The sequence below is a fragment of the Pseudomonas sp. R2-37-08W genome, from assembly GCF_003851705.1.
Taxonomy (GTDB): domain Bacteria; phylum Pseudomonadota; class Gammaproteobacteria; order Pseudomonadales; family Pseudomonadaceae; genus Aquipseudomonas.
Genome location: NZ_CP027728.1, coordinates 5,588,442 through 5,607,773, shown reverse-complemented (window position 1 = coordinate 5,607,773; position 19,332 = coordinate 5,588,442). Strand labels below are relative to the sequence as shown.

General features: G+C 61.3%; 18 protein-coding genes and 1 pseudogene. 15 read left to right on the top strand and 4 right to left on the bottom strand.

Features of this window, described 5'->3' with window-relative positions; genetic code table 11:
• Positions 1 to 42: 42 nt before the first annotated feature.
• The 6 genes from hemC to rsd all read left to right on the top strand — a co-directional run bounded on the left by hemC (position 43) and on the right by rsd (position 5,546).
• A complete protein-coding gene (hemC, locus tag C4J93_RS26020) occupies positions 43 to 984 on the top strand; it encodes a hydroxymethylbilane synthase (protein ID WP_124430765.1) in 942 nt (313 codons plus the stop codon).
• Complete coding sequence (locus C4J93_RS27540; RefSeq protein WP_256660117.1) at positions 981 to 1,739, top strand: uroporphyrinogen-III synthase; 759 nt, start codon at positions 981 to 983, stop codon at positions 1,737 to 1,739. Before hemC ends, C4J93_RS27540 begins: the two co-directional genes overlap by 4 nt.
• Before the next feature lie 18 nt (positions 1,740 to 1,757).
• Complete coding sequence (locus C4J93_RS27535) at positions 1,758 to 2,873, top strand: uroporphyrinogen-III C-methyltransferase (RefSeq protein WP_256660116.1); 1,116 nt, start codon at positions 1,758 to 1,760, stop codon at positions 2,871 to 2,873.
• A gap of 5 nt (positions 2,874 to 2,878) precedes the next feature.
• On the top strand, positions 2,879 to 4,120 hold the full coding sequence (locus C4J93_RS26010) for a heme biosynthesis protein HemY (protein ID WP_124430764.1): 1,242 nt from the start codon (positions 2,879 to 2,881) through the stop codon (positions 4,118 to 4,120).
• Between the two features lie 237 nt (positions 4,121 to 4,357).
• Entirely contained in the window at positions 4,358 to 4,870 is a 513-nt protein-coding gene (locus C4J93_RS26005) for a disulfide bond formation protein B (RefSeq protein WP_124372255.1), read from the top strand.
• Positions 4,871 to 5,087: 217 nt separating this feature from the next.
• Entirely contained in the window at positions 5,088 to 5,546 is a 459-nt protein-coding gene (gene rsd, locus C4J93_RS26000; protein WP_124430763.1) for a sigma D regulator, read from the top strand.
• Between the two features lie 52 nt (positions 5,547 to 5,598).
• Here the strand turns inward: rsd and C4J93_RS25995 are convergent, their stop codons facing one another.
• Complete coding sequence (locus C4J93_RS25995) at positions 5,599 to 6,276, bottom strand: FKBP-type peptidyl-prolyl cis-trans isomerase (protein ID WP_124430762.1); 678 nt, start codon at positions 6,274 to 6,276, stop codon at positions 5,599 to 5,601.
• A 191-nt stretch (positions 6,277 to 6,467) separates the two neighbouring features.
• Between C4J93_RS25995 and C4J93_RS25990 the strand changes: the two genes are divergently transcribed.
• Entirely contained in the window at positions 6,468 to 7,520 is a 1,053-nt protein-coding gene (locus C4J93_RS25990; protein ID WP_124430761.1) for an AlgP family protein, read from the top strand.
• On the opposite strand, the gene C4J93_RS25985 is transcribed toward C4J93_RS25990, so the two are convergent.
• Positions 7,517 to 7,981: a TIGR02444 family protein gene (locus tag C4J93_RS25985; RefSeq protein WP_177413542.1), complete on the bottom strand. Its 465-nt coding sequence runs from the start codon at positions 7,979 to 7,981 to the stop codon at positions 7,517 to 7,519. The genes C4J93_RS25990 and C4J93_RS25985 overlap by 4 nt on opposite strands.
• Before the next feature lie 50 nt (positions 7,982 to 8,031).
• On the opposite strand from C4J93_RS25985, the gene C4J93_RS25980 reads away from it, so the two are divergent.
• The 5 genes from C4J93_RS25980 (at position 8,032) to C4J93_RS25960 (ending at position 13,787) form a co-directional block, all read left to right on the top strand.
• On the top strand, positions 8,032 to 9,942 hold the full coding sequence (locus C4J93_RS25980; protein ID WP_124368784.1) for an ATP-binding cassette domain-containing protein: 1,911 nt from the start codon (positions 8,032 to 8,034) through the stop codon (positions 9,940 to 9,942).
• Entirely contained in the window at positions 9,942 to 10,514 is a 573-nt protein-coding gene (locus C4J93_RS25975; protein ID WP_015886482.1) for a mechanosensitive ion channel family protein, read from the top strand. Before C4J93_RS25980 ends, C4J93_RS25975 begins: the two co-directional genes overlap by 1 nt.
• Positions 10,515 to 10,602: 88 nt before the next feature.
• Positions 10,603 to 11,235, top strand: coding sequence for a LysE family transporter (locus C4J93_RS25970; RefSeq protein ID WP_124430759.1), 633 nt, complete (start codon positions 10,603 to 10,605; stop codon positions 11,233 to 11,235).
• Between the two features lie 201 nt (positions 11,236 to 11,436).
• Positions 11,437 to 13,329, top strand: coding sequence for a cytochrome c/FTR1 family iron permease (locus C4J93_RS25965; RefSeq protein ID WP_124430758.1), 1,893 nt, complete (start codon positions 11,437 to 11,439; stop codon positions 13,327 to 13,329).
• A gap of 2 nt (positions 13,330 to 13,331) precedes the next feature.
• Positions 13,332 to 13,787, top strand: coding sequence for a YaiI/YqxD family protein (locus C4J93_RS25960; protein ID WP_124430757.1), 456 nt, complete (start codon positions 13,332 to 13,334; stop codon positions 13,785 to 13,787).
• A gap of 106 nt (positions 13,788 to 13,893) precedes the next feature.
• On the opposite strand, the gene elbB is transcribed toward C4J93_RS25960, so the two are convergent.
• The gene (elbB, locus tag C4J93_RS25955) at positions 13,894 to 14,559 is read right to left on the bottom strand and encodes an isoprenoid biosynthesis glyoxalase ElbB (protein WP_124430756.1); all 666 of its coding nucleotides are present in this window, start codon (positions 14,557 to 14,559) and stop codon (positions 13,894 to 13,896) included.
• A gap of 113 nt (positions 14,560 to 14,672) precedes the next feature.
• On the opposite strand from elbB, the gene C4J93_RS25950 reads away from it, so the two are divergent.
• Complete coding sequence (locus C4J93_RS25950; protein ID WP_124430755.1) at positions 14,673 to 15,908, top strand: sterol desaturase family protein; 1,236 nt, start codon at positions 14,673 to 14,675, stop codon at positions 15,906 to 15,908.
• Here C4J93_RS25950 and C4J93_RS25945 read toward each other — a convergent pair.
• Positions 15,889 to 16,524 (bottom strand): DedA family protein, encoded by a 636-nt coding sequence (locus tag C4J93_RS25945; RefSeq protein ID WP_124364920.1) that lies wholly within the window; start codon positions 16,522 to 16,524, stop codon positions 15,889 to 15,891. The genes C4J93_RS25950 and C4J93_RS25945 overlap by 20 nt on opposite strands.
• A 208-nt stretch (positions 16,525 to 16,732) precedes the next feature.
• Between C4J93_RS25945 and C4J93_RS25940 the strand changes: the two are divergent.
• Both C4J93_RS25940 and ppk1 read left to right on the top strand, forming a co-directional pair.
• A pseudogene (locus tag C4J93_RS25940) lies at positions 16,733 to 16,981 on the top strand (porphobilinogen synthase); the annotation flags it as partial.
• Positions 16,982 to 17,025: 44 nt separating this feature from the next.
• On the top strand, positions 17,026 to 19,248 hold the full coding sequence (gene ppk1, locus C4J93_RS25935) for a polyphosphate kinase 1 (protein WP_124372247.1): 2,223 nt from the start codon (positions 17,026 to 17,028) through the stop codon (positions 19,246 to 19,248).
• The last annotated feature ends 84 nt before the right edge of the window (positions 19,249 to 19,332 follow it).

Below are 19,332 nucleotides of genomic sequence, written 5' to 3'. Positions count from 1 at the left end.
AGCTGTTATTATCTGCCGTATCTATTCAGTACGGATTGATCCATGTCTTCTCGCGAAATCCGCATCGCCACCCGTAAAAGTGCCCTGGCCTTATGGCAGGCCGAATACGTCAAAGCACGCCTTGAGCAGGCCCACCCTGGCCTCAGGGTGACCCTGGTACCCATGGTCAGTCGCGGCGATAAATTGCTGGACTCGCCACTGTCGAAAATTGGCGGCAAGGGCTTGTTCGTCAAGGAACTGGAAACCGCTCTGCTGGAGAACGAAGCCGACATCGCCGTGCATTCGATGAAAGACGTGCCCATGGACTTCCCTGAAGGCCTGGGCCTTTTTTGCATCTGTGAGCGCGAAGACCCCCGTGACGCCTTCGTTTCCAACACCTATGCCTCCCTGGATGACTTGCCCCTGGGCAGCATCGTGGGCACCTCCAGCCTGCGTCGCCAGGCCCAGTTGCTGACCCGTCGCCCCGACCTGCAGATCCGCTTTCTGCGCGGCAACGTCAACACGCGCCTGGCCAAGTTGGACGCGGGTGAGTATGACGCGATCATCCTCGCGGCTGCCGGGCTGATCCGCCTGGGCTTCGAAGACCGTATCACCAGCGCAATCAGCGTCGAGGACAGCTTGCCCGCTGGAGGGCAGGGTGCGGTCGGCGTTGAATGTCGTACCGCCGACAGCGAAATTCATGCACTGCTCAAACCGCTTGATCACGCGGACACCGAGGTTCGTGTCACCGCCGAGCGTGCCCTGAACAAGCACCTCAACGGTGGCTGCCAGGTACCGATCGCCTGCTATGCCGTGCTCGAAGGTGAGAACCTGTGGTTGCGTGGCCTGGTCGGGGACCCGGACGGCGGCACGCTGCTGACTGCGCAAGTGCGCGGCCCGCAACGTGACGCCACGGCCCTGGGCATCCAGGTCGCCGAGGAACTGCTGAGCAAGGGCGCCGGCGCCATTCTGCAAAAAATCTACGGCGAGGCCGACCCGCAGTGACCCAGTGGCGATTGCTGCTGACACGGCCTGCCGAGGAATCGGCAGCCTTGGCGGCGACATTGGCCGATGCGGGTGTTTTCAGCAGCAAGTTACCCTTGCTGGAGATCGAAGCCTTGCCGGTTACGGCTGAACAACGGGCAGTCTTCGGGGCGCTGCAACGCTACTGCGCGGTGATCGTGGTGAGCAAGCCGGCGGCGCGTCTTGCCCTGCAACAATTGAGCGCGTCCTGGCCGCGACTGCCGTGGTTCAGTGTCGGTGCCGCAACTGCACAGATACTGGCCGAGCAGGGTCTGGACGTGCACTATCCGCCAACGGGTGACGACAGCGAGGCCTTGCTTCAATTGCCGGCGTTGCGCGAGGCTATCGCACTCCCTGGCGCCAGGGTATTGATCCTGCGCGGCGAGGGCGGTCGGGAGCTGCTCGCGGAGCGTTTACGCGAGCGAGGTGTTAGTGTCGACTATCTGGAATTGTATCGCCGTTTGCTTCCGGCCTACGACCCAGGCGCACTGACGCAGCGCATCCAGTTGGAACGCTTGAACGGCGTGGTGGTCAGCAGTGGGCAAGGTTTTTTACACTTGCAGGCCGTGGCCGGCTCCGACTGGCCTGAGGTGGCGCAGCTGCCGTTGTTCGTGCCCAGCCCGCGCGTCTACGAGATGGCGCGGGCCGCTGGCGCAGAAAAAGTTGTGGATTGTCGCGGCGCGAGTGCTGCGGCTTTGTTAGTGGCGTTAGGGAGTCATCCCGTTCCCACTCTCTGATACGCAAAGGACGGATACGTGAGCGAAACAGCCTTGCCTAAAGATGAAGCTCAGCCCGCGCTCGATGCGCCGGTCGGAACGCCGGTCGCCGCGCCACGCCGTGGCAATGGCCTGGCAGTCGTCGCTTTGCTGCTTGGCGCTGCGGGCGTTGCCGCCGGCGGCTGGGGAATCTGGCAGGTGCGTGCCCTGCAAGCCAGCAGCCAGCAGCAACTGGGTCAGGTACAGACCCTGGATGACCAATCCCAGAGCCTCAAGCAGAGCCAGCAACAGTTGGCCGCCCGCCTGGCGCAGTTGCCCGGCGCCGATGAGCTGGAAGAGCGCCGACGCCTGGTCGCCCAGTTGCAGGGTGACCAGCAACGCCTGAACCAGCGCCTGGAAACCGTACTGGGCGCCAGCCGCAAGGATTGGCGCCTGGCCGAGGCCGAGCATCTGATTCGTCTGGCCAGCTTGCGTCTGTCGGCCTTGCAGGACATCAACAGCGCTCAATCGCTGGTCCAGGGTGCCGACGAGATTCTGCGTGAGCAGAGCGACCCCGGCGCGTTCGCCGCGCGCGAGCAACTAGCCAAGAGCCTGGCGGCGCTGCGCAGCACCGAACAGCCGGACCGCACCGGGTTGTACCTGCAGTTGGCCGCATTGCGCGACCAAGTGGTGCAACTGGCGGCGATCGCCCCGGAGTATCAACTCACGGAGCCCGCTTCCCAGGGCCGCCCGACCAGCGATACGGGCAATCAATTGAGCCAATGGTGGGAGCAGATATCCCGTTATTTCCGTATCGACTTCAATCCCGATGACAACATTCGTCCGCTGCTGGCGGGCCAAGGGTTGAATCAGGTGCGCCTGGCCCTGAGCCTGGCGCTGGAGCAAGCGCAGTGGGCGGCACTCAACGGCGAATCGGCGGTGTATAGCCGGTCGCTGGGTGAAGCGCGCAGCGTACTGCAGGATAACTTCAACCAGGACAACCCGCAGAGCAAGGCGATGCTGGCGCGTATCGCTGAGCTCGAGCCCAAGGCTGTGTCGGTGGTGACGCCTGACTTGGCCGCGAGCCTCGCGGCTGTGCAGGCGTACCTTGAGCGTCGTCATCTGTCTGCCGACGAAGCCAAGGCTTCGGCTGCCAAGCCTGCGGCCCAGGAGTAGAACCGATGAAGCGTTTCTATGTGATCCTGGTGTTGGCAATCGCGATCGCCCTGGCGTTGGCCGTGGGTATTTCGAAACACACCGGCTACGTGCTGATTACCTATCCTCATGTGCTGCATTACGAATCGAGCCTGTGGGCCACCTTGGTGGCGGTGTTTGCCATAGGCCTGGCGATCTATCTGATTCGCGTCCTGCTGAGCCTGGTCACTGCCTCGAGTGGCGTGGTCAACCCCTGGTCGCGGCGCAATCGCAGCCGCCGCGTGCAGATTGCAATCGAACAAGGCCAGATGGACCTGGCCGAAGGCCGCTGGGCCAGTGCCGAGCGCCACCTGCACCGCGCCGCAGAAGCGGAGCGTCAACCACTGCTGTACTACCTTGGTGCGGCACGTGCAGCCAATGAGCTGGGACGTTACGAAGAGTCGGATGGTTTGCTGGAGCGTGCGCTGGCTCGCCAGCCCCAGGCGGAACTGGCCGTTGCCTTGAGCCATGCGCAATTGCAGATGGACCGTGGCGATACTGAAGGTGCCCTGGTCACCCTGCAGGCGATGCATGAGCGCCATCCTCACAATGCCCAGGTCCTGCGACAGCTGCAGCGGCTGCACCAGCAGCGCGGTGATTGGTCGGCGGTGATTCGCCTGTTGCCTGAACTGCGTAAGGACAAGGTGCTGCCAACCAGTGAACTGGCCGAACTGGAGCGCCGGGCCTGGGGAGAAAACCTCAGCCTGGCCGCACACCGTGAGGAGCCGGGTGAGGCCGGCTTGCGGTCTCTTGATCGCGCCTGGGAGCAACTGACTTCAGCCCAGCGTCAGGAGCCGCAACTGGTGTTGGCGTATGCTGACCAACTGCGTCGACTGGGTGCGGACGCCAAGGCCGAGGAAGCACTGCGCGGTGCGCTCAAGCGCAGTTATGACAGCCATCTCATTCGGCTCTACGGCCTGCTGCGCGGCAGCGACCCGGCCCGTCAGTTGAAGTTTGCCGAAGGCTGGCTGAAGGATCATCCGGGCGATGCCAGCCTATTGCTGACGCTGGGCCGTCTGTGCCTGCAGAACAGCCTGTGGGGTAAGGCACGTGATTATCTGGAAAGCAGCCTGCAGGTTCAGCGCAATCCCGAAGCCTGTGCCGAATTGGCCCGCCTGCTTGCCCAATTGGGTGATACCGAACGCAGCAACCAGCTGTTCCAGGAAGGCTTGGGGTTACTCGACAATCGTCTGCTGGCCTCACCGTTGCCAGCCCCCGCCCGAGCTTGAAGTAGGAAAGGAGCAATGGGTTGGCTCTGACGGATCCAGAAGCCAATCCCATAACCCTATGTAAACACTCGGCTTAAGTGGGCTCGTAACCAATTCTTACGTCTTGAAGGGCGATTTCCTCAGTGTGCTGGCGGGATCTCCCTGTGTTTTAGCGGAATTGTCTGCTCCAAGGCGTATTGAAAGGGGTCGGGCCTTTCCTCTACCGTAGCGACCTATCTCTTGCGGTGCGGATAAACAATGTCTTTGGCCCCCTTACGCTCCTTGTTTTTCCTGGCGTTCATGGCCGGTGCGCTGACGTTGGGCGTGTCTTTCTATCTGGAATATGGCGCACTGTTGCAGCCATGCTTTTTGTGCCAGGTGCAACGGTTGTTGCTTGCTGCCTTTGTACTGATCAACCTGATCGCGTTCCTTCATAACCCTGGCCGCTCCGGTGTGTATGTGTATGGGCTGGCGAGCATGGGGTGTGCGTTGTTTGGCGCCGTCACCGCCGGGCGCCAGGTGCTGCTGCAGAACACTGCGTCGGACCAAATGCCGAAGTGCTGGCCAACCCTTGATTACATGATTGAAAACCTGTCGTTTTGGCAGGCTGCTCGGTCAGTCTTCAAGGGCACCGTCGATTGCGTCGAAATCAATTGGACGCTATTTGACCTCAGCCTGCCGGAGTGGAGTCTGTTGTTTTTCGTGGCGATGCTGATTCTGGGTGCCACGCCGCTTTCTCGCTTGTTGCTCAGCCGGCGTTATCTAGCGTAAAGCGAGGAAAATACGGTTCATGTCGTAGGACGGGATTAAACGCTTGTATGAACTTTCTCTCCTGCGTACCTTGAAGCCATAGTGATGCGGGCATAATCTGGCCCGCACGCGTTATCGAAACCGCTTGTCAGACGTGGCCTTGTCCGGCTGCCGCTTTAACCTTGAAGTGTTGCACGGGCACACGGCAGCAGCGTCCCCATAGGGAAGAGAGATCATCATGCTGGAAAGTTGTCAGAATGCTCAGGAACGCTGGGGTGGGGTGCACAAGCTGATCGACAGCTGGTTGAAGGCACGCCACGAACTGGTTCGGGCCTTTGATGCGCTAGGTGCCAAGCCCGAGGCGCTGGCCGAGAATCGCGAGCCGCTGCAAGATTTCTGCGCAGTGCTGGTGGACTATGTGTCTGCAGGTCATTTCGGCGTCTACGAGCAACTGACCGAGGAGGCGGAAGCGTTCGACGATCAGCGTGGCCTGGAGTTAGCGGACACCATTTACCCGCGCATCGATGTCATCACTGAAAAGCTGCTGGAGTTCACTGACCTGTGCGATGCGGGGAAGTGTGTTGCTGAAAAATTCAAAGAGTTGGGCGCACTGTTGCATGAGCGCTTCGAACTGGAAGATTGCCTGATTGAAGTGCTGCACAACGCTCACAAAGAAGAGCCGGCTACACCGGCATGAAGCGTTGAGATGCAATTAAAAACGGTGCGCATGTCGCACCGTTTTTTATGGGCTAGTGGCGAGTCCCGAGCAATTCGATTTCGAAGACCAGAGGGGTGTAGGGTGGGATCAATTCGCCTGCGCCGTCCGCGCCATAGGCTTGGGCCGAGGGAATGACCAGGCGCCATTTCGCGCCCACCGGCATCTGTTGCAATGCACTGCTCCAGCCACTGATCACGCTGTCCAGGCGAAACCATTGGGGTAGTGCGCTCTGATCGAACACGCTTCCATCGGGCAGTCGACCTACGTATTTCACCTGCACTTCATCAGTTGCCAACGGCTTGTTGCCGGTGCCCGGCGTCAACTCGGTGAGTAGGATGCCGTCCGCCAATTCGCGCACACCCTTTGCAGCTTTTTCCTTCGACAAAAATTGCTGTTCGGCAGCGAGTGCTTTTTCGCTCTGCGGCACTTGGGCGTCGGTGGCGTTCTGTGCCTCATGCTGAGCAAGAATTTGTTCGATGCGGGTGTCATCCAGTGCCAATGGTTTGCCTTGGTAGGCTTGTTTGAGACCGTCGACGAGGGCTTGGATCTGCAAGTCGGGCACCTCCTGGCGCAGACGTTCACCGAGGCTGGCGCCCAGGCTGTAGGCGAGGTCGTGCTGGTCTTGAGTAGCGGTTTTTGGCAGCGATTGCTCGCTCGCATCGGCGCTGAAAATCGCCAGGCCAAGCACTAGGAAAAGGTAACGCAACATGGGTGTTCTCCGCCGAAAGTGCGACGGATTATGCCAGCGTGAGTGGCTGAGCAGTGGGGTGGTTTTCTGTTATATCGATAAGAATTTTCGTACGTTGCAACGCAACGCAAACGATACTGTCAACATGGCCTAGCGGCGGTAAGAGCAGAGGGCTAGTATGAGCCGCACCCACGTCAGCCAGGAGGTAAACCATGTCGGCCAAACAGAAGCCTGTAAATACCCCGTTGCACTTACTCCAACAATTGTCGGGCAGCTTGCTCGAACATCTGGAAAGCGCTTGTTCCCAGGCCTTGGCCGATGCAGAAAAACTGCTCGCCAAACTGGAAAAACAACGCGGCAAAGCGCAAGAAAAGCTGCACAAATCCCGCACCAAATTGCAAGACGCCGCCACTGCCGGCAAAGCCAAGGCACAAGCCAAGGCCAAAGACGCTGTTAGCGAACTTGAGGACCTGCTGGACGCCCTCAAAGACCGTCAAGCCGAAACCCGCACCTATATTTCCCAGCTCAAAAAAGACGCTCAGGAAAGCCTGAAACTGGCCCAGGGCATTGGTCGTGTGAAGGAAGCCGTCACCAAGGCCCTTGGCGCGCGTACGCCGGCAAAAGCCGTCACCGCCAGCGCGGCCAAAAAGCCAGCGAGCAAAGCTGTTGCAGCGAAGGCGCCGGCTAAAATTGCCGCCAAGCCAGCGACTAAAACTGCTGCTGCCAAACCAGCCGCCAAGCCAGCTGCCAAAACTGCTGCTGCGAAACCAGCTGCCAAAACTGCTGCTGCCAAACCAGCCGCCAAGCCAGCTGCTAAAACTGCTGCTGCCAAGCCAGCCGCTAAGCCAGTTGCCAAAACTGCTGCTGCCAAACCAGCCGCTAAGCCAGTTGCTAAAACTGCTGCTGCGAAACCAGCCGCCAAGCCAGCTGCCAAAACCGCTGCTGCGAAATCAGCCGCCAAGCCAGCTGCCAAAACTGCTGCTGCGAAACCAGCCGCTAAGCCAGTTGCCAAAACCGCTGCTGCCAAACCAGCTGCCAAAGCTGCTGCTGCGAAACCAGCCGCCAAGCCAGCCGCTAAAACCGCTGCTGCGAAACCAGCCGCCAAGCCAGCCGCTAAAACCACCGCTGCCAAGCCAGCCCCTGCAAAGCCAGCAACTCCTGCAGCACCTGCCGCTACCCCGGCAACGTCCTCCGCTCCAACCGCATCGGCCAGCAGCACCTCTGCACCGGTAGCGCCAAGCACCACCCCAACCAGCGCTTCCTAAGTGCGGGTGACCCCAACGCGCAGCTGCTGCAGCGCGTTGTGGTCAAGGTCGGCGGCTTCGCTTGCCAGGTCTTCAAGCCATTCGTATTGCCCTTTCCCCTCGTTGGTCGGCCATGTCTTCGCCAGCGCTTCCAGGCGTGTCAGTAATGCTCGCTCGGCCTCCAGTTCCAATGCTTTGACCTGACGCCGTAATTCAGCCAACTGCGCATCCTGCTGTGCCAGCGCCCGCCATTGCACGCGGACTTCGCGCAAGGGTTCGACGACACGCGTGCGCCATGGCCACGCAAGCTGCTGCAGCGCCACCACGCGTTCGGGCAACCGCGCCACACCCCGTTGCTCCAGCCACGCACCACACAGCAACAGGCACACATCCGCGCCTTGCGCCTGCAACCGCAGGCAAGCAGCCTCCACGCCGGGGCGGGCGTAAGTCGAGAGGGCAAAGCTCCACAGGTCAGCGCACATATTCACACCCAAGCCAGCGGCCAACGAAGCTGGTAGACTCCGCCGCCATTATGATCCGACTTCAAAGCCTAACATTACAGCGTGGCCCGCAGCGTCTTCTTGAAGATGCCGAGCTGACCCTGCACGCCGGTCACAAAGCCGGCCTGATCGGTGCCAATGGCGCCGGCAAATCCACGTTGTTCGCCCTGTTGCTGGGTGAGCTGACCCCGGATTCCGGGGACTGCCTGCTGCCGGCCGACTGGCGCATCGCACATATGCGCCAGGAGATCGACACCCTGGACCGCATCGCGATCGACTACGTGCTCGATGGCGACCTGCGCCTGCGCCAGGTGCAACACGACCTCGCCGCCGCAGAACAAGCCCAGGACGGCGCCGCCCAAGCCCGCCTGCATTCTGAGCTGGACAGCGCCGACGGCTACACCGCCGACGCCCGCGCCCGCAAGATGCTCGCCGGCCTGGGTTTCACCAATGAACAGATGGATCGCCCGGTCGCCGACTTCTCTGGCGGCTGGCGCATGCGCCTGAACCTGGCCCAGGCGCTGATGTGTCCCTCGGACCTGTTGCTGCTCGACGAGCCGACCAACCACTTGGACCTTGATGCGATCCTGTGGCTGGAAGACTTCCTCAAGAACTATCAGGGCACCCTGTTGCTGATTTCCCACGACCGGGATTTCCTCGACGCCGTGGTCGACAATATTGCCCATGTCGAACAGAAGAAAATCACGCTCTATCGGGGCGGCTACACCGCCTTCGAGCGCGCCCGTGCCGAACGCCTGGCCCAGCAGCAGCAGGCTTTCGAGAAGCAGCAGGCGCAGCGCGCGCACATGGAAAGCTATATCGCCCGGTTCAAGGCCCAGGCCACCAAGGCGCGGCAGGCTCAGAGCCGGATCAAGGCGCTGGAGCGCATGGAAGAGCTGTCGGCGGCCCATGTCGATTCGCCGTTCGACTTCGTGTTCCGTGAGTCGGTGAAAATCTCCAGCCCCTTGCTCGATCTGTCGGATGCACGCCTGGGTTATGGCGACAAGACCATCCTTGAGAAGGTCAAGCTGCAGCTCACGCCTGGCGCACGCATCGGTTTGCTGGGGCCTAACGGCGCGGGCAAGTCGACGCTGATCAAGAACCTGTCAGGCGAGCTGGAGCCCTTGGCCGGCCGCCTGACCCGTGGCGAGAACACCGTGGTGGGCTACTTTGCCCAGCATCAACTGGACTCGCTGGATTCCAAGGCGAGCCCGCTGTTGCATCTGCAACGCCTGGCGCCCACCGAGCGCGAACAGACCCTGCGTGATTTCCTCGGGGGTTTCGACTTCCGTGGCGCGCGTATCGATGAGCCGGTGCTGAATTTTTCCGGTGGCGAAAAGGCACGTCTGGCCCTGGCCCTGATCGCCTGGGACCGCCCGAACCTGCTGCTGCTCGATGAGCCGACCAATCACCTGGACCTGGAAATGCGCCTGGCGCTGACCATGGCCCTGCAGGAATTCAGTGGTGCGGTTCTGGTGGTGTCTCACGATCGCCACCTGCTCAAAAGCACCACCGATAACTTCCTGCTGGTGGCTGACGGCAAGGTCGAAGAGTTCGACGGCGACCTGGACGACTATGCGCGCTGGCTGACCGACTACCGTCTGCGCAATGCGCCGGCCAGTAACACACCGGTCAACCCGGACAAGACCGACAAGAAAGCCCAGCGCCAGGCTGCCGCCGCGCTGCGTCAGCAGTTGGCGCCGCACAAGCGCGAAGCCGACAAGCTGGAAGTCGAATTGGGCAAGGTGCATGAGCGCCTGGCCAAGATCGAAACCAGCCTGGGCGACAGCGCGGTGTATGAGGCCGCGCGCAAGGATGAACTGCGCGACCTGCTGGCCGAACAGGCCCGGCTCAAGGTGCGAGAAGGGCAACTGGAGGAATCCTGGATGGAAGCCCTCGAAGTGCTTGAAACCCTGCAAGCGGAGCTGGAGGCGCTGTCCTGATGGAAGCGTTGCAGCTGCCTTTGCCGGCGCAATGGATCGAGCCTGTGTGGATCGGCGTGCAAATCCTGCTGATCCTGCTGGCGGGTTATCTTGCCCAGCGGTTTGTCGCCAAAGGCCTGACCCGTCTGGGTGAGCGCTATCCGTTCCCGCCACAGTTGTTGATGCCGCTGCGCGGTGGCCTGCGCTGGCTGATCATGGGCAGCGCGCTGATCTTCGTATTGGGCCGTCTGGGCGTATCCGCCACGGTGCTGTGGACGGCACTGTCAGGCTTTGTGGCGGTGGCGGCGGTGGCGTTCTTCGCCATGTGGTCGGTGCTGTCCAACTTGCTGTGCGCGATCTTGATCTTCACCGTGGGGCCGTTTCGCCTCGGCGACATCGTCGAGTTGGTGGACACCGTCGACAAACCCGGTGTGAAAGGGCGCGTCGTGGCGATCAATCTGCTCTATACCACGCTGGTCGAGGTGGCAGAGGCCGGTACGGACAGCGCGATGGTACAAGTGCCCAACAGTCTGTTCTTCCAGCGCTCGGTGCGGCGTTGGCCCGGTACCCATGTGTTTCCTGGCGACCGCTAGAAATCACCGCCTGCAAAAATTGATAGCCAGCCTTCGGCCGGCAGCGTTAGCTTAAGGCACAACCGCAAACTCCTTCCTGAGGTGTGCAATGGCACTCGACACGTGGCTGGCCTTTTTCCTGGCCAGTTGGATCATCTCCCTTTCCCCCGGCGCGGGCGCCATCGCTTCGATGTCCAGCGGCCTGCAATACGGTTTCGTACGCGGTTACTGGAACGCCATTGGCCTGCAGCTGGGCCTGGCGATGCAGATTGCCGTGGTGGCGGGCGGCTTGGGTGCCATCCTGGCGACGTCCTCCACCGCGTTTTATGCGATCAAATGGTTTGGCGTGGCGTACCTGGTCTATCTGGCCATCAAGCAATGGCGCGCCTTGCCCATGGACATGACCGATGACGCCGCGGTGCGCCCGATCGGCAAGCCGATGGCCATGATGCTCCGTGGTTTTCTGGTCAACGCCAGCAACCCGAAGGCGTTGGTGTTCATGCTCGCGGTATTGCCGCAGTTCGTGAATCCACAGGCACCGTTGGCGGTCCAGTACCTGATCATTGGGGCAACGATGATCAGCGTCGATATGATCGTGATGGCCGGTTATACGGGGTTGGCCTCGAAAGTCCTGCGCCTGTTGCGCTCGCCTAAGCAGCAGAAGCGCGTGAACCGCACATTCGCCGGGTTGTTCGTTGGCGCCGCCGGTTTCCTCGCCAGCCTGCATCGCGCCACGGTGTAATTGACGAAACCGGATCAAAATGTGGGAGGGGGCTTGCTCCCGATGGCGGGGTATCAGTCAGCTCATCGCTAGCTGAACCACCGCTATCGGGAGCAAGCCCCCTCCCACATTGGTTTTGTGGCAATGCCTAATAACACCTTGAGTCAAATCCGTTAAAGCTGAACAATAGTGTTACTTCGTATTTCCACTTGAGATTCATTCATGACTGCCCCCTTCCGTTTTCTCGCCTGGCTGGTGCTGCCGGCGTTGATGTCGTGCAGCTTCAATCTGTTGGCCGCGACGGCCGAAGGCGCACCCCAGGCGTTGCATCTGCTTGACTACATTGGCGCCGACTATCCGCCCACGGTGGAGGCGGGCAAGGTGGTGGACGAATCGGAATTTCGCGAACAGGTGGAGTTCTTGGGCGTGTTGCAGGGGCTGGTTGCGCAACTGCCGGAAAAACCCGAACGCGTCGAGTTGATCAAGGGCGTCGATGAGTTGCTGGCGGCAGTCACCGCCCATGCAGACGGCGCAACTGTCGCCCACCAGGCCCGTCAGTTGGGCGCCAGGCTGGCGGTGGCGTATGAAGTCAGCCAGGCGCCGGCGATCACTCCCGACCCTACGCGCGGTGCGCCGCTGTATGCCCAGCATTGTTCGGTGTGCCACGGCACGGCCGGCGCTGGCGATGGCCCGGCAGGCATGGGCATGACCCCGCCGCCCGCTAACCTGCGCGATGCCACGCGCCTGGATCGCCTGAGCCTCTACGCGATCTACAACACCCTGGGCCTGGGGGTCGAAGGCACCGACATGCCGTCCTTTGCCGACCAGTTGGATGACCGCCAGCGCTGGGACCTCGCCACCTACATCGCAGGTTTCACGGCTGACCCGGCTGCGGTCAACAGCGAACACACCTTCAACCTGGCCGACCTGGCACGCCAGACGCCTAACGAAGTACTGGCCGCTGACGGCCCGGCGGTGGCAGCGACCTTCCGCGCCCAACGCGCACAGCCGCCGCAGGTCAAGCGTGGCCCGGCACAGTTGCTCGACTACACCGCTGCCACCCTGGACAAAAGCCTGGCCGCGTTCCGTAACGGCGACCACGAGCAAGCCTATGACTTGTCGGTAGCCGCTTACCTGGAAGGTTTCGAGCTGGTGGAAAGCTCGCTGGATAACGTCGACGCCAACGTGCGCAAAGACACCGAGAAGGCGCTGATGGCCTACCGCCAGTCCTTGCAGGACGGGCTGCCGATCGAACAGGTGCAACAGCGCCTGGATGCAGCCAAGGGCAAGCTCAGCGAGTCCGCCGGCTTGCTCGGCGGCGATGGCTTGAGCTGGTCGTTGAGCTACATCTCCGGTTTGCTGATCCTGCTGCGCGAAGGCCTGGAAGCGATCCTGGTGCTGGCCGCGATCCTGGCCTTCCTGCGTAACACCGGCCAGCAGTCGGCGGTGCGCAGCGTCAACGTCGGCTGGGGCCTGGCGCTGTTGGCCGGCTTGGCTACCTGGGCGCTGGCGGCGTATGTGATTGATGTCAGCGGCGCCCAGCGTGAATTACTGGAAGGCTGCACGGCGCTGTTCGCCAGCGTGATGGTGCTGTGGCTGGGCGTATGGATGCACGACCGGCGCCACGCGGCGGCGTGGCAGGACTACATCAAGAGCAGCCTGGTGGGCGGTGGTGGGCGTTTCGGCTTTGCGCTGCTGGCCTTCTTCTCGGTGTACCGCGAGCTGTTCGAAGTGATCCTGTTCTACGAAACCCTGTGGCTGCAAGCCGGCCCGGCCGGGCACAACGCGGTGTTGGCGGGTGGTGCCACCGCATTGGTGCTGCTGGTGGGCCTGGCCTGGGTGATCCTGCGCGGTTCGGCGAAGCTGCCGTTGGCGCTGTTCTTCGGTATCAACGCCGCGCTGCTGTGCGCACTGTCGGTGGTGTTCGCCGGGCATGGCGTCAAAGCATTGCAGGAAGCGGGCGTCTTCGGCACGCGGCCGGTGGCGTTCTTTGACTTCGACTGGTTGGGCATCCACGCCGATGCGTATTCGTTGAGTGCGCAGGCCGTGGCGATCCTGGCGATTGTGGTGCTGTATGGCCGCAGTCGCCTGGCCGAGAAGCGGGTGGCGGCATAGTCATGCGGGTGTGGATCGATGCGGACGCCTGCCCGCGGGCGGCCAAGGATCAGGTGGTGAAGTTCGCCCTCAAGCGCCAGTTTGACGTGGTGCTGGTGGCCGGCCAGAGCCAGATCAAACCCAGCTTTGCCTGTGTGAAGCTGATCGTGGTGCCCAGTGGTCCTGATGCGGCCGATGACTACCTGGTAGAACATGCCATGCCGGGCGAGCTGGTGATCTGCAGCGATGTGCCCCTGGCCGACCGCCTGGTCAAGAAAGGGGTCACGGCCCTCGACCCGCGCGGCAAAGAGTTCAGCCCGGCAAACATGAGTGAGCGCCTGGCAGCGCGTAACCTGTTCACCGACTTGCGCGAGCAAGGCCAGATGGGCGGCGGGCCGCCGCCGCACAGCGAGAAGGACAAACAGGCGTTCGCCAACGCGCTGGACCGCCTGCTTACCCGTTTGATGAAGCCTGTGTAGGAGCGAGCTTGCTCGCGAAGAACGGCAACGAAAACGCGGGCACTCTGGATGAACGCGGCGCTCTCAGGTTCTTCGCGAGCAAGCTCGCTCCTACAGGAAGAGGGCGTTAGTCGTCTTCGTGGGTCAGTTCAAGCACCCGGTCCACGAGCTTGTTGATGCCCGACGCCACCTCGCTGATATTTTTGCCCAGCATATACGCCGGTGTACTCACCAACTTGCGTGCCTTGTCCTCGACGATATCTTCCACCGTGCATTCCTGGTGGGTGGCGCCCATTTTGTCCAAGGCCGCTGCGGTGTCGGTATCGTTGCCGATGGTGCAGATCACGCCCGGGCCGTAGATTTTTGCGGCCAGGGCCGGGGAAATGCAGATCAGCCCCACCGGCTTGCCCGCTTCGGCGAAGGCTTCCGCCAGCTCCAGCACCTGCGGATTGACGCTGCAGCCGGCGCCTTCCACTGCGAAATTCGACAGGTTCTTCGCCGCGCCAAACCCGCCCGGCACGATCAGCGCATCGAAGTCAGCCACGTTGGCCTCACGGATATCTTTCACCGCGCCTCGGGCGATGCGCGCTGACTCCACCAACACATTGCGCGATTCGGGCATTTCTTCGCCGGTAAGGTGGTTGATCACATGCAGTTGCGCAATATCTGGCGCAAAGCACTCAACCTGAGCGCCGCGCTGGTCCAGGCGCAGCAGGGTGATCACGCTTTCATGGATTTCTGCACCGTCGTACACGCCACAGCCGGAAAGGATCACTGCAATATTTTTGCTCATGGGCATTTCTCCTGATTCATGGCGTTAAATGTCTACTAATTTGTAACCTGTTGCCAATGGGATCTCATGGGACTGCACTAATCTGATGTAACAAAAATAGACCGGACTAGCCCATGGACTTCGTGCCTTACGCGGTACCGTTTTTCATTGCCTTGATCGTGGTGGAGCTGCTGGCTGACCGTTGGCGCGGTGCGCGCAACTATCGAGTCGCCGACGCTATCAACAGTCTCAGCACCGGCGTGCTGTCTACCACCACCGGGTTGTTGACCAAGGGCGTAGGTTTGCTCACCTACGCATTCGCCCTCAAGCACCTGGCGCTGATTGAATGGTCGGCCCAGAGCGTGTGGACCTGGGTGCTCGCCTTTGTGTTCTACGACTTCTGCTACTACTGGCTGCATCGCCTGGGCCATGAGCGCAATATCCTGTGGGCTGCGCACTCAGTGCACCACCAGAGCGAGGACTACAACCTCACCACTGCGTTGCGTCAGACCAGTACCGGCTTTTTGTTGAGCTGGATCTTCTACCTGCCCCTGGCCGTGCTCGGTGTGCCGTTGGTGGTGTTCGTCAGTGTGGCTTCGCTCAACCTGCTGTATCAATTCTGGGTGCATACACGTCACGTGCCCAAGCTCGGCTGGTTCGAGGTGTTCTTCGTTACACCGTCCAATCATCGTGCCCACCACGCGCAGAACGCCCTCTACATGGATCGCAACTATGGCGGGGTGTTCATTTTTTGGGACCGCTTGTTCGGCACGTTCCAGGAAGAAGACGACAATGAACCGGTGATTTTCGGCGTGACCACGCCCCTGGCCAGTTGGAATCCGCTGTGGGCGAACCTGCAGTTTTATGCGCAGTTGTGGAGCGATGCCCGTCGTACTGAGAACCGCTGGGACAAGCTGCGCATCTGGTTCATGCGTACTGGCTGGCGACCCGCAGATGTAAAAGCCAGGTACCCGCTGGCCAAGCCGGACCTGGCCCGGTTCCGCAAATTCGAGGTGCCGCTGGATACGCGCCAGCAGGTGTACGTTGCCGTGCAGTTTGCGGTCTATGTGGGGTTTGGCAGTTATTTGATGAATTTCGCAGAAGGCCTGCCCACGGCGGCGCTGGTGCTGGGCTGGGGCGCCATGGCCCTGGGGCTGTTCACATTGGGAGTCGCACTGGAGAATCGCCCGTGGGCGCTGAAGGCAGAAGGGGTGCGCCTTGGGCTGAATCTGCCGTTGGTATGGCTGGCCCCGTGGGTCGCGCTATGGCCGGCCAGCACTCTGGGCTGGCTGGCGCTGCTGAGCTACAGCCTGCTCAGCGTGATCGGCCTCTACTGCTGCAGAAGCCGGGTTACTCGCCTGGCGTCTTAGGGGGTTCGACCGGGGCGGGTTCGGCAGCGAGCCGGGCCTTGGCTTCGGCACACGCCTCGCGGGCGATGCGGGCATTCTTGACGCGGCGTCGCAGCCACAGGCCCAAGCCCAGTACCAGCAAGGCGCCCAGCACCCACAGCTCGTATTTCTTGACACTGCCGAGCATGCCTTCGAGTACCGCGCCGAAATGATAGGCCGCAGCCCCTAGCGCAGCCGCCCATATCGCCGCACCGATACCGTTGAGGATCAAATACCGCAGAGGTGGGTAGCCGGACAGGCCAATCGCCACCGGCATCACCGTGCGCAAACCGTAGACGAACCGAAAGCTCAGCACCCAGATATCCGGATGCTTGCGGATATGTTCCAGCGCCTTGTCGCCCATCAATTGCCAGCGCGGTTTGCGCGCGAGCAATTTGCGGCCGTGCTTGCGCCCCATGTAGTACCACAGCTGGTCGCCGGCGTAGCTGCCGAAAAAGGCAACGACCACCACCAGGTTGATATCCATGTATCCACGGAACGCCAGGAAGCCTGCGAGCACGAGGATGGTCTCGCCTTCGAAGAACGTGCCGAGGAAGAGGGCAAAGTAGCCGAAGTCATGCAGAAATTGTTGAAGCATGGTCTAGGGTGCTGGCGAAATGAACGCGCAGCCTACGCCTTCACGAAGATTCATGAAAGTATCGAGATGTGTCACGAAGTGAACAATTCCTACGCAAATGCCGAATGCGACTTCAGGTCGCATCGATAAGCACAACTGTCATTCATTCGTCATAATGGCCGCTTATAACTGCACCGCCCGCCCGTAAACGCGGGCTCAGGAGTCTGTCGTGAGCTTTATCCCCGCCAACCGGCTATTTCCCGCCACACGTCTGCGCCGCAACCGCCGTGATGATTTTTCTCGCCGTCTGGTACGTGAAAATGTACTGACGACGAATGATATGATCCTGCCGGTATTCGTGCTGGACGGTGAAAATCGCCGGGAAGCGGTGGCCTTGATGCCGGGGGTGGAGCGCTTGAGCATTGACCTGCTGCTCGAAGAAGCCGCCCATTGGGTGGAACTGGGAATCTCGGCGCTGCCCAATTGCTTAGAGAGCAACCATAGCCCTCACAGGAACACTCGATGAATACCGAAGGACTTACAGAAGTTGCCGTAAAAGACGCTCATCCGGTGGTTGAACAAGTCACCGAGACCCCGCCGGAGCTTGAGCCTGCCCCGCCTGTGGTGGCCGCCGAAGCGCCGGCGCCGGCGCCAGTGGCCGTGGTTACCAACCTGGATGACAGCAGCCTGTACATCCACCGCGAGCTGTCCCAACTGCAATTCAACATTCGCGTGCTGGAACAGGCGCTGGATGAGTCCTATCCGTTGCTGGAGCGGCTCAAGTTCCTGTTGATCTTCTCGAGCAACCTGGACGAGTTCTTCGAGATCCGGGTCGCCGGCCTCAAGAAGCAGATCACCTTCGCCCGTGAGCAAGCCGGTGCCGACGGCCTGCAACCGCACCAGGCCCTGGCGCGCATCAGCGAGCTGGTGCACGGCCATGTGGACCGCCAATATGCGATCCTCAACGATATCCTGCTGCCGGAGCTGGAAAAACATCAGGTCCGCTTCATCCGTCGCCGGCACTGGACCACCAAGATCAAGACCTGGGTGCGCCGTTACTTCCGTGACGAGATTTCACCGATCATCACCCCGATCGGCCTCGACCCGACGCACCCGTTCCCGTTGCTGGTGAACAAGAGCCTGAACTTCATCGTCGAGCTCGAAGGCATCGACGCCTTCGGCCGCGACTCGGGCCTTGCGATCATTCCGGCGCCGCGCCTGTTGCCACGAATCATCAAGGTACCCGAAGAAGTAGGGGGCGCTGGCGATAATTATGTATTCCTGTCGTCGATGATCCATGCGCACGCCGATGACCTGTTCCAGGGCATGAAGGTCAAGGGCTGCTACCAGTTCCGCCTGACCCGTAACGCCGACCTGGCGCTGGACTCCGAAGACGTCGAAGACTTGGCCCGTGCCCTGCGCGGTGAGCTGTTTTCGCGGCGCTACGGCGATGCGGTGCGCCTGGAAGTGGCGGATACCTGCCCGAAACACTTGTCGGATTACCTGCTCAAGCAGTTCAACCTGGCCGAATCCGAGTTGTACCAGGTCAATGGCCCGGTGAACCTGACGCGCCTGTTCAGCATCACCGGCCTGGACAGCCACCCGGAGCTGCAATACAAGCCGTTTACACCGCAAATCCCGAAACTGCTGCAAAACAGCGAGAACATCTTCAGCGTGGTGAGCAAGCAGGACATTCTGCTGTTGCACCCCTTCGAGTCGTTCACCCCGGTGGTCGACCTGTTGCGCCAGGCCGCCAAGGACCCGCACGTCCTGGCTGTGCGCCAGACGCTGTATCGCTCCGGCGCCAACTCGGAAATCGTCGATGCCCTGGTCGACGCTGCGCGTAACGGCAAGGAAGTCACGGCGGTCATTGAGCTGCGAGCGCGCTTCGATGAGGAATCCAACCTGCAACTGGCCAGCCGCTTGCAAGCAGCCGGTGCGGTAGTGATCTATGGCGTGGTCGGCTTCAAGACCCACGCCAAGATGATGTTGATCCTGCGCCGCGAAGCCGGTGAAATCGTGCGTTACGCCCATTTGGGCACCGGCAACTACCACGCCGGCAACGCGAAGCTCTATACCGACTACAGCCTGCTGACGTCCGACGACGCCCTGTGCGAGGACGTCGGCAAGTTGTTCAGCCAGCTCATCGGCATGGGCAAGACCTTGCGCATGAAGAAGCTGCTGCACGCGCCGTTCACCCTGAAGAAGGGCATGCTCGACATGATTGCCCGCGAGACCCAGTTCGCCCTCGAGGGCAAGCCGGCGCACATCATCGCCAAATTCAACTCGCTGACCGATCCGAAGATCATCCGCGCGCTGTACAAGGCCAGCCAGTCGGGCGTGCGCATCGACCTGGTGGTCCGTGGCATGTGCTGCCTGCGCCCGGGCATTGTCGGCGTCTCGCATAACATCCATGTGCGCTCGATCATCGGCCGCTTCCTGGAGCACACGCGGGTGTTCTATTTCCTCAACGGTGGCGAAGAGCAGATGTTCCTCTCCAGCGCCGACTGGATGGAGCGCAACCTCGACAAGCGCGTGGAGACCTGCTTCCCGGTGGAGGGCAAGAAGCTGATCATGCGGGTCAAGAAGGAGCTGGAAAGCTACCTGACCGACAACACCCACAGCTGGAGCCTGCAGTCGGATGGGCGGTATGTGCGCAACACACCGACCGGGAACCAGAACCCGCGCAGTGCGCAGGCCACGTTGCTGGAGAAGCTGGGCAGCCCGATCCTGACGGTGAACTGACAACCATGTGGGAGGGGGCTTGCCCCCGATGGCGATGTATCAGTCAAAGTATCAAGTGACTGACGCACCGCATCGGGAGCAAGT

Bases quoted from the DNA above. Each gene is read 5' to 3' on its own strand.
- C4J93_RS25995 (WP_124430762.1), bottom strand. From the start codon at position 6,276: ATGTTGCGTTACCTTTTCCTAGTGCTTGGCCTGGCGATTTTCAGCGCC.
- C4J93_RS25950 (WP_124430755.1), top strand. From the start codon at position 14,673: ATGGACTTCGTGCCTTACGCGGTACCGTTTTTCATTGCCTTGATCGTG.
- C4J93_RS26010 (WP_124430764.1), top strand. From the start codon at position 2,879: ATGAAGCGTTTCTATGTGATCCTGGTGTTGGCAATCGCGATCGCCCTG.
- C4J93_RS25945 (WP_124364920.1), bottom strand. From the start codon at position 16,524: ATGCTTCAACAATTTCTGCATGACTTCGGCTACTTTGCCCTCTTCCTC.
- ppk1 (WP_124372247.1), top strand. From the start codon at position 17,026: ATGAATACCGAAGGACTTACAGAAGTTGCCGTAAAAGACGCTCATCCG.
- C4J93_RS25970 (WP_124430759.1), top strand. From the start codon at position 10,603: ATGGCACTCGACACGTGGCTGGCCTTTTTCCTGGCCAGTTGGATCATC.
- C4J93_RS25990 (WP_124430761.1), top strand. From the start codon at position 6,468: ATGTCGGCCAAACAGAAGCCTGTAAATACCCCGTTGCACTTACTCCAA.
- hemC (WP_124430765.1), top strand. From the start codon at position 43: ATGTCTTCTCGCGAAATCCGCATCGCCACCCGTAAAAGTGCCCTGGCC.
- C4J93_RS25975 (WP_015886482.1), top strand. From the start codon at position 9,942: ATGGAAGCGTTGCAGCTGCCTTTGCCGGCGCAATGGATCGAGCCTGTG.
- C4J93_RS25965 (WP_124430758.1), top strand. From the start codon at position 11,437: ATGACTGCCCCCTTCCGTTTTCTCGCCTGGCTGGTGCTGCCGGCGTTG.
- C4J93_RS25980 (WP_124368784.1), top strand. From the start codon at position 8,032: ATGATCCGACTTCAAAGCCTAACATTACAGCGTGGCCCGCAGCGTCTT.
- C4J93_RS26005 (WP_124372255.1), top strand. From the start codon at position 4,358: ATGTCTTTGGCCCCCTTACGCTCCTTGTTTTTCCTGGCGTTCATGGCC.
- C4J93_RS25985 (WP_177413542.1), bottom strand. From the start codon at position 7,981: ATGTGCGCTGACCTGTGGAGCTTTGCCCTCTCGACTTACGCCCGCCCC.
- rsd (WP_124430763.1), top strand. From the start codon at position 5,088: ATGCTGGAAAGTTGTCAGAATGCTCAGGAACGCTGGGGTGGGGTGCAC.
- C4J93_RS25960 (WP_124430757.1), top strand. From the start codon at position 13,332: ATGCGGGTGTGGATCGATGCGGACGCCTGCCCGCGGGCGGCCAAGGAT.
- elbB (WP_124430756.1), bottom strand. From the start codon at position 14,559: ATGAGCAAAAATATTGCAGTGATCCTTTCCGGCTGTGGCGTGTACGAC.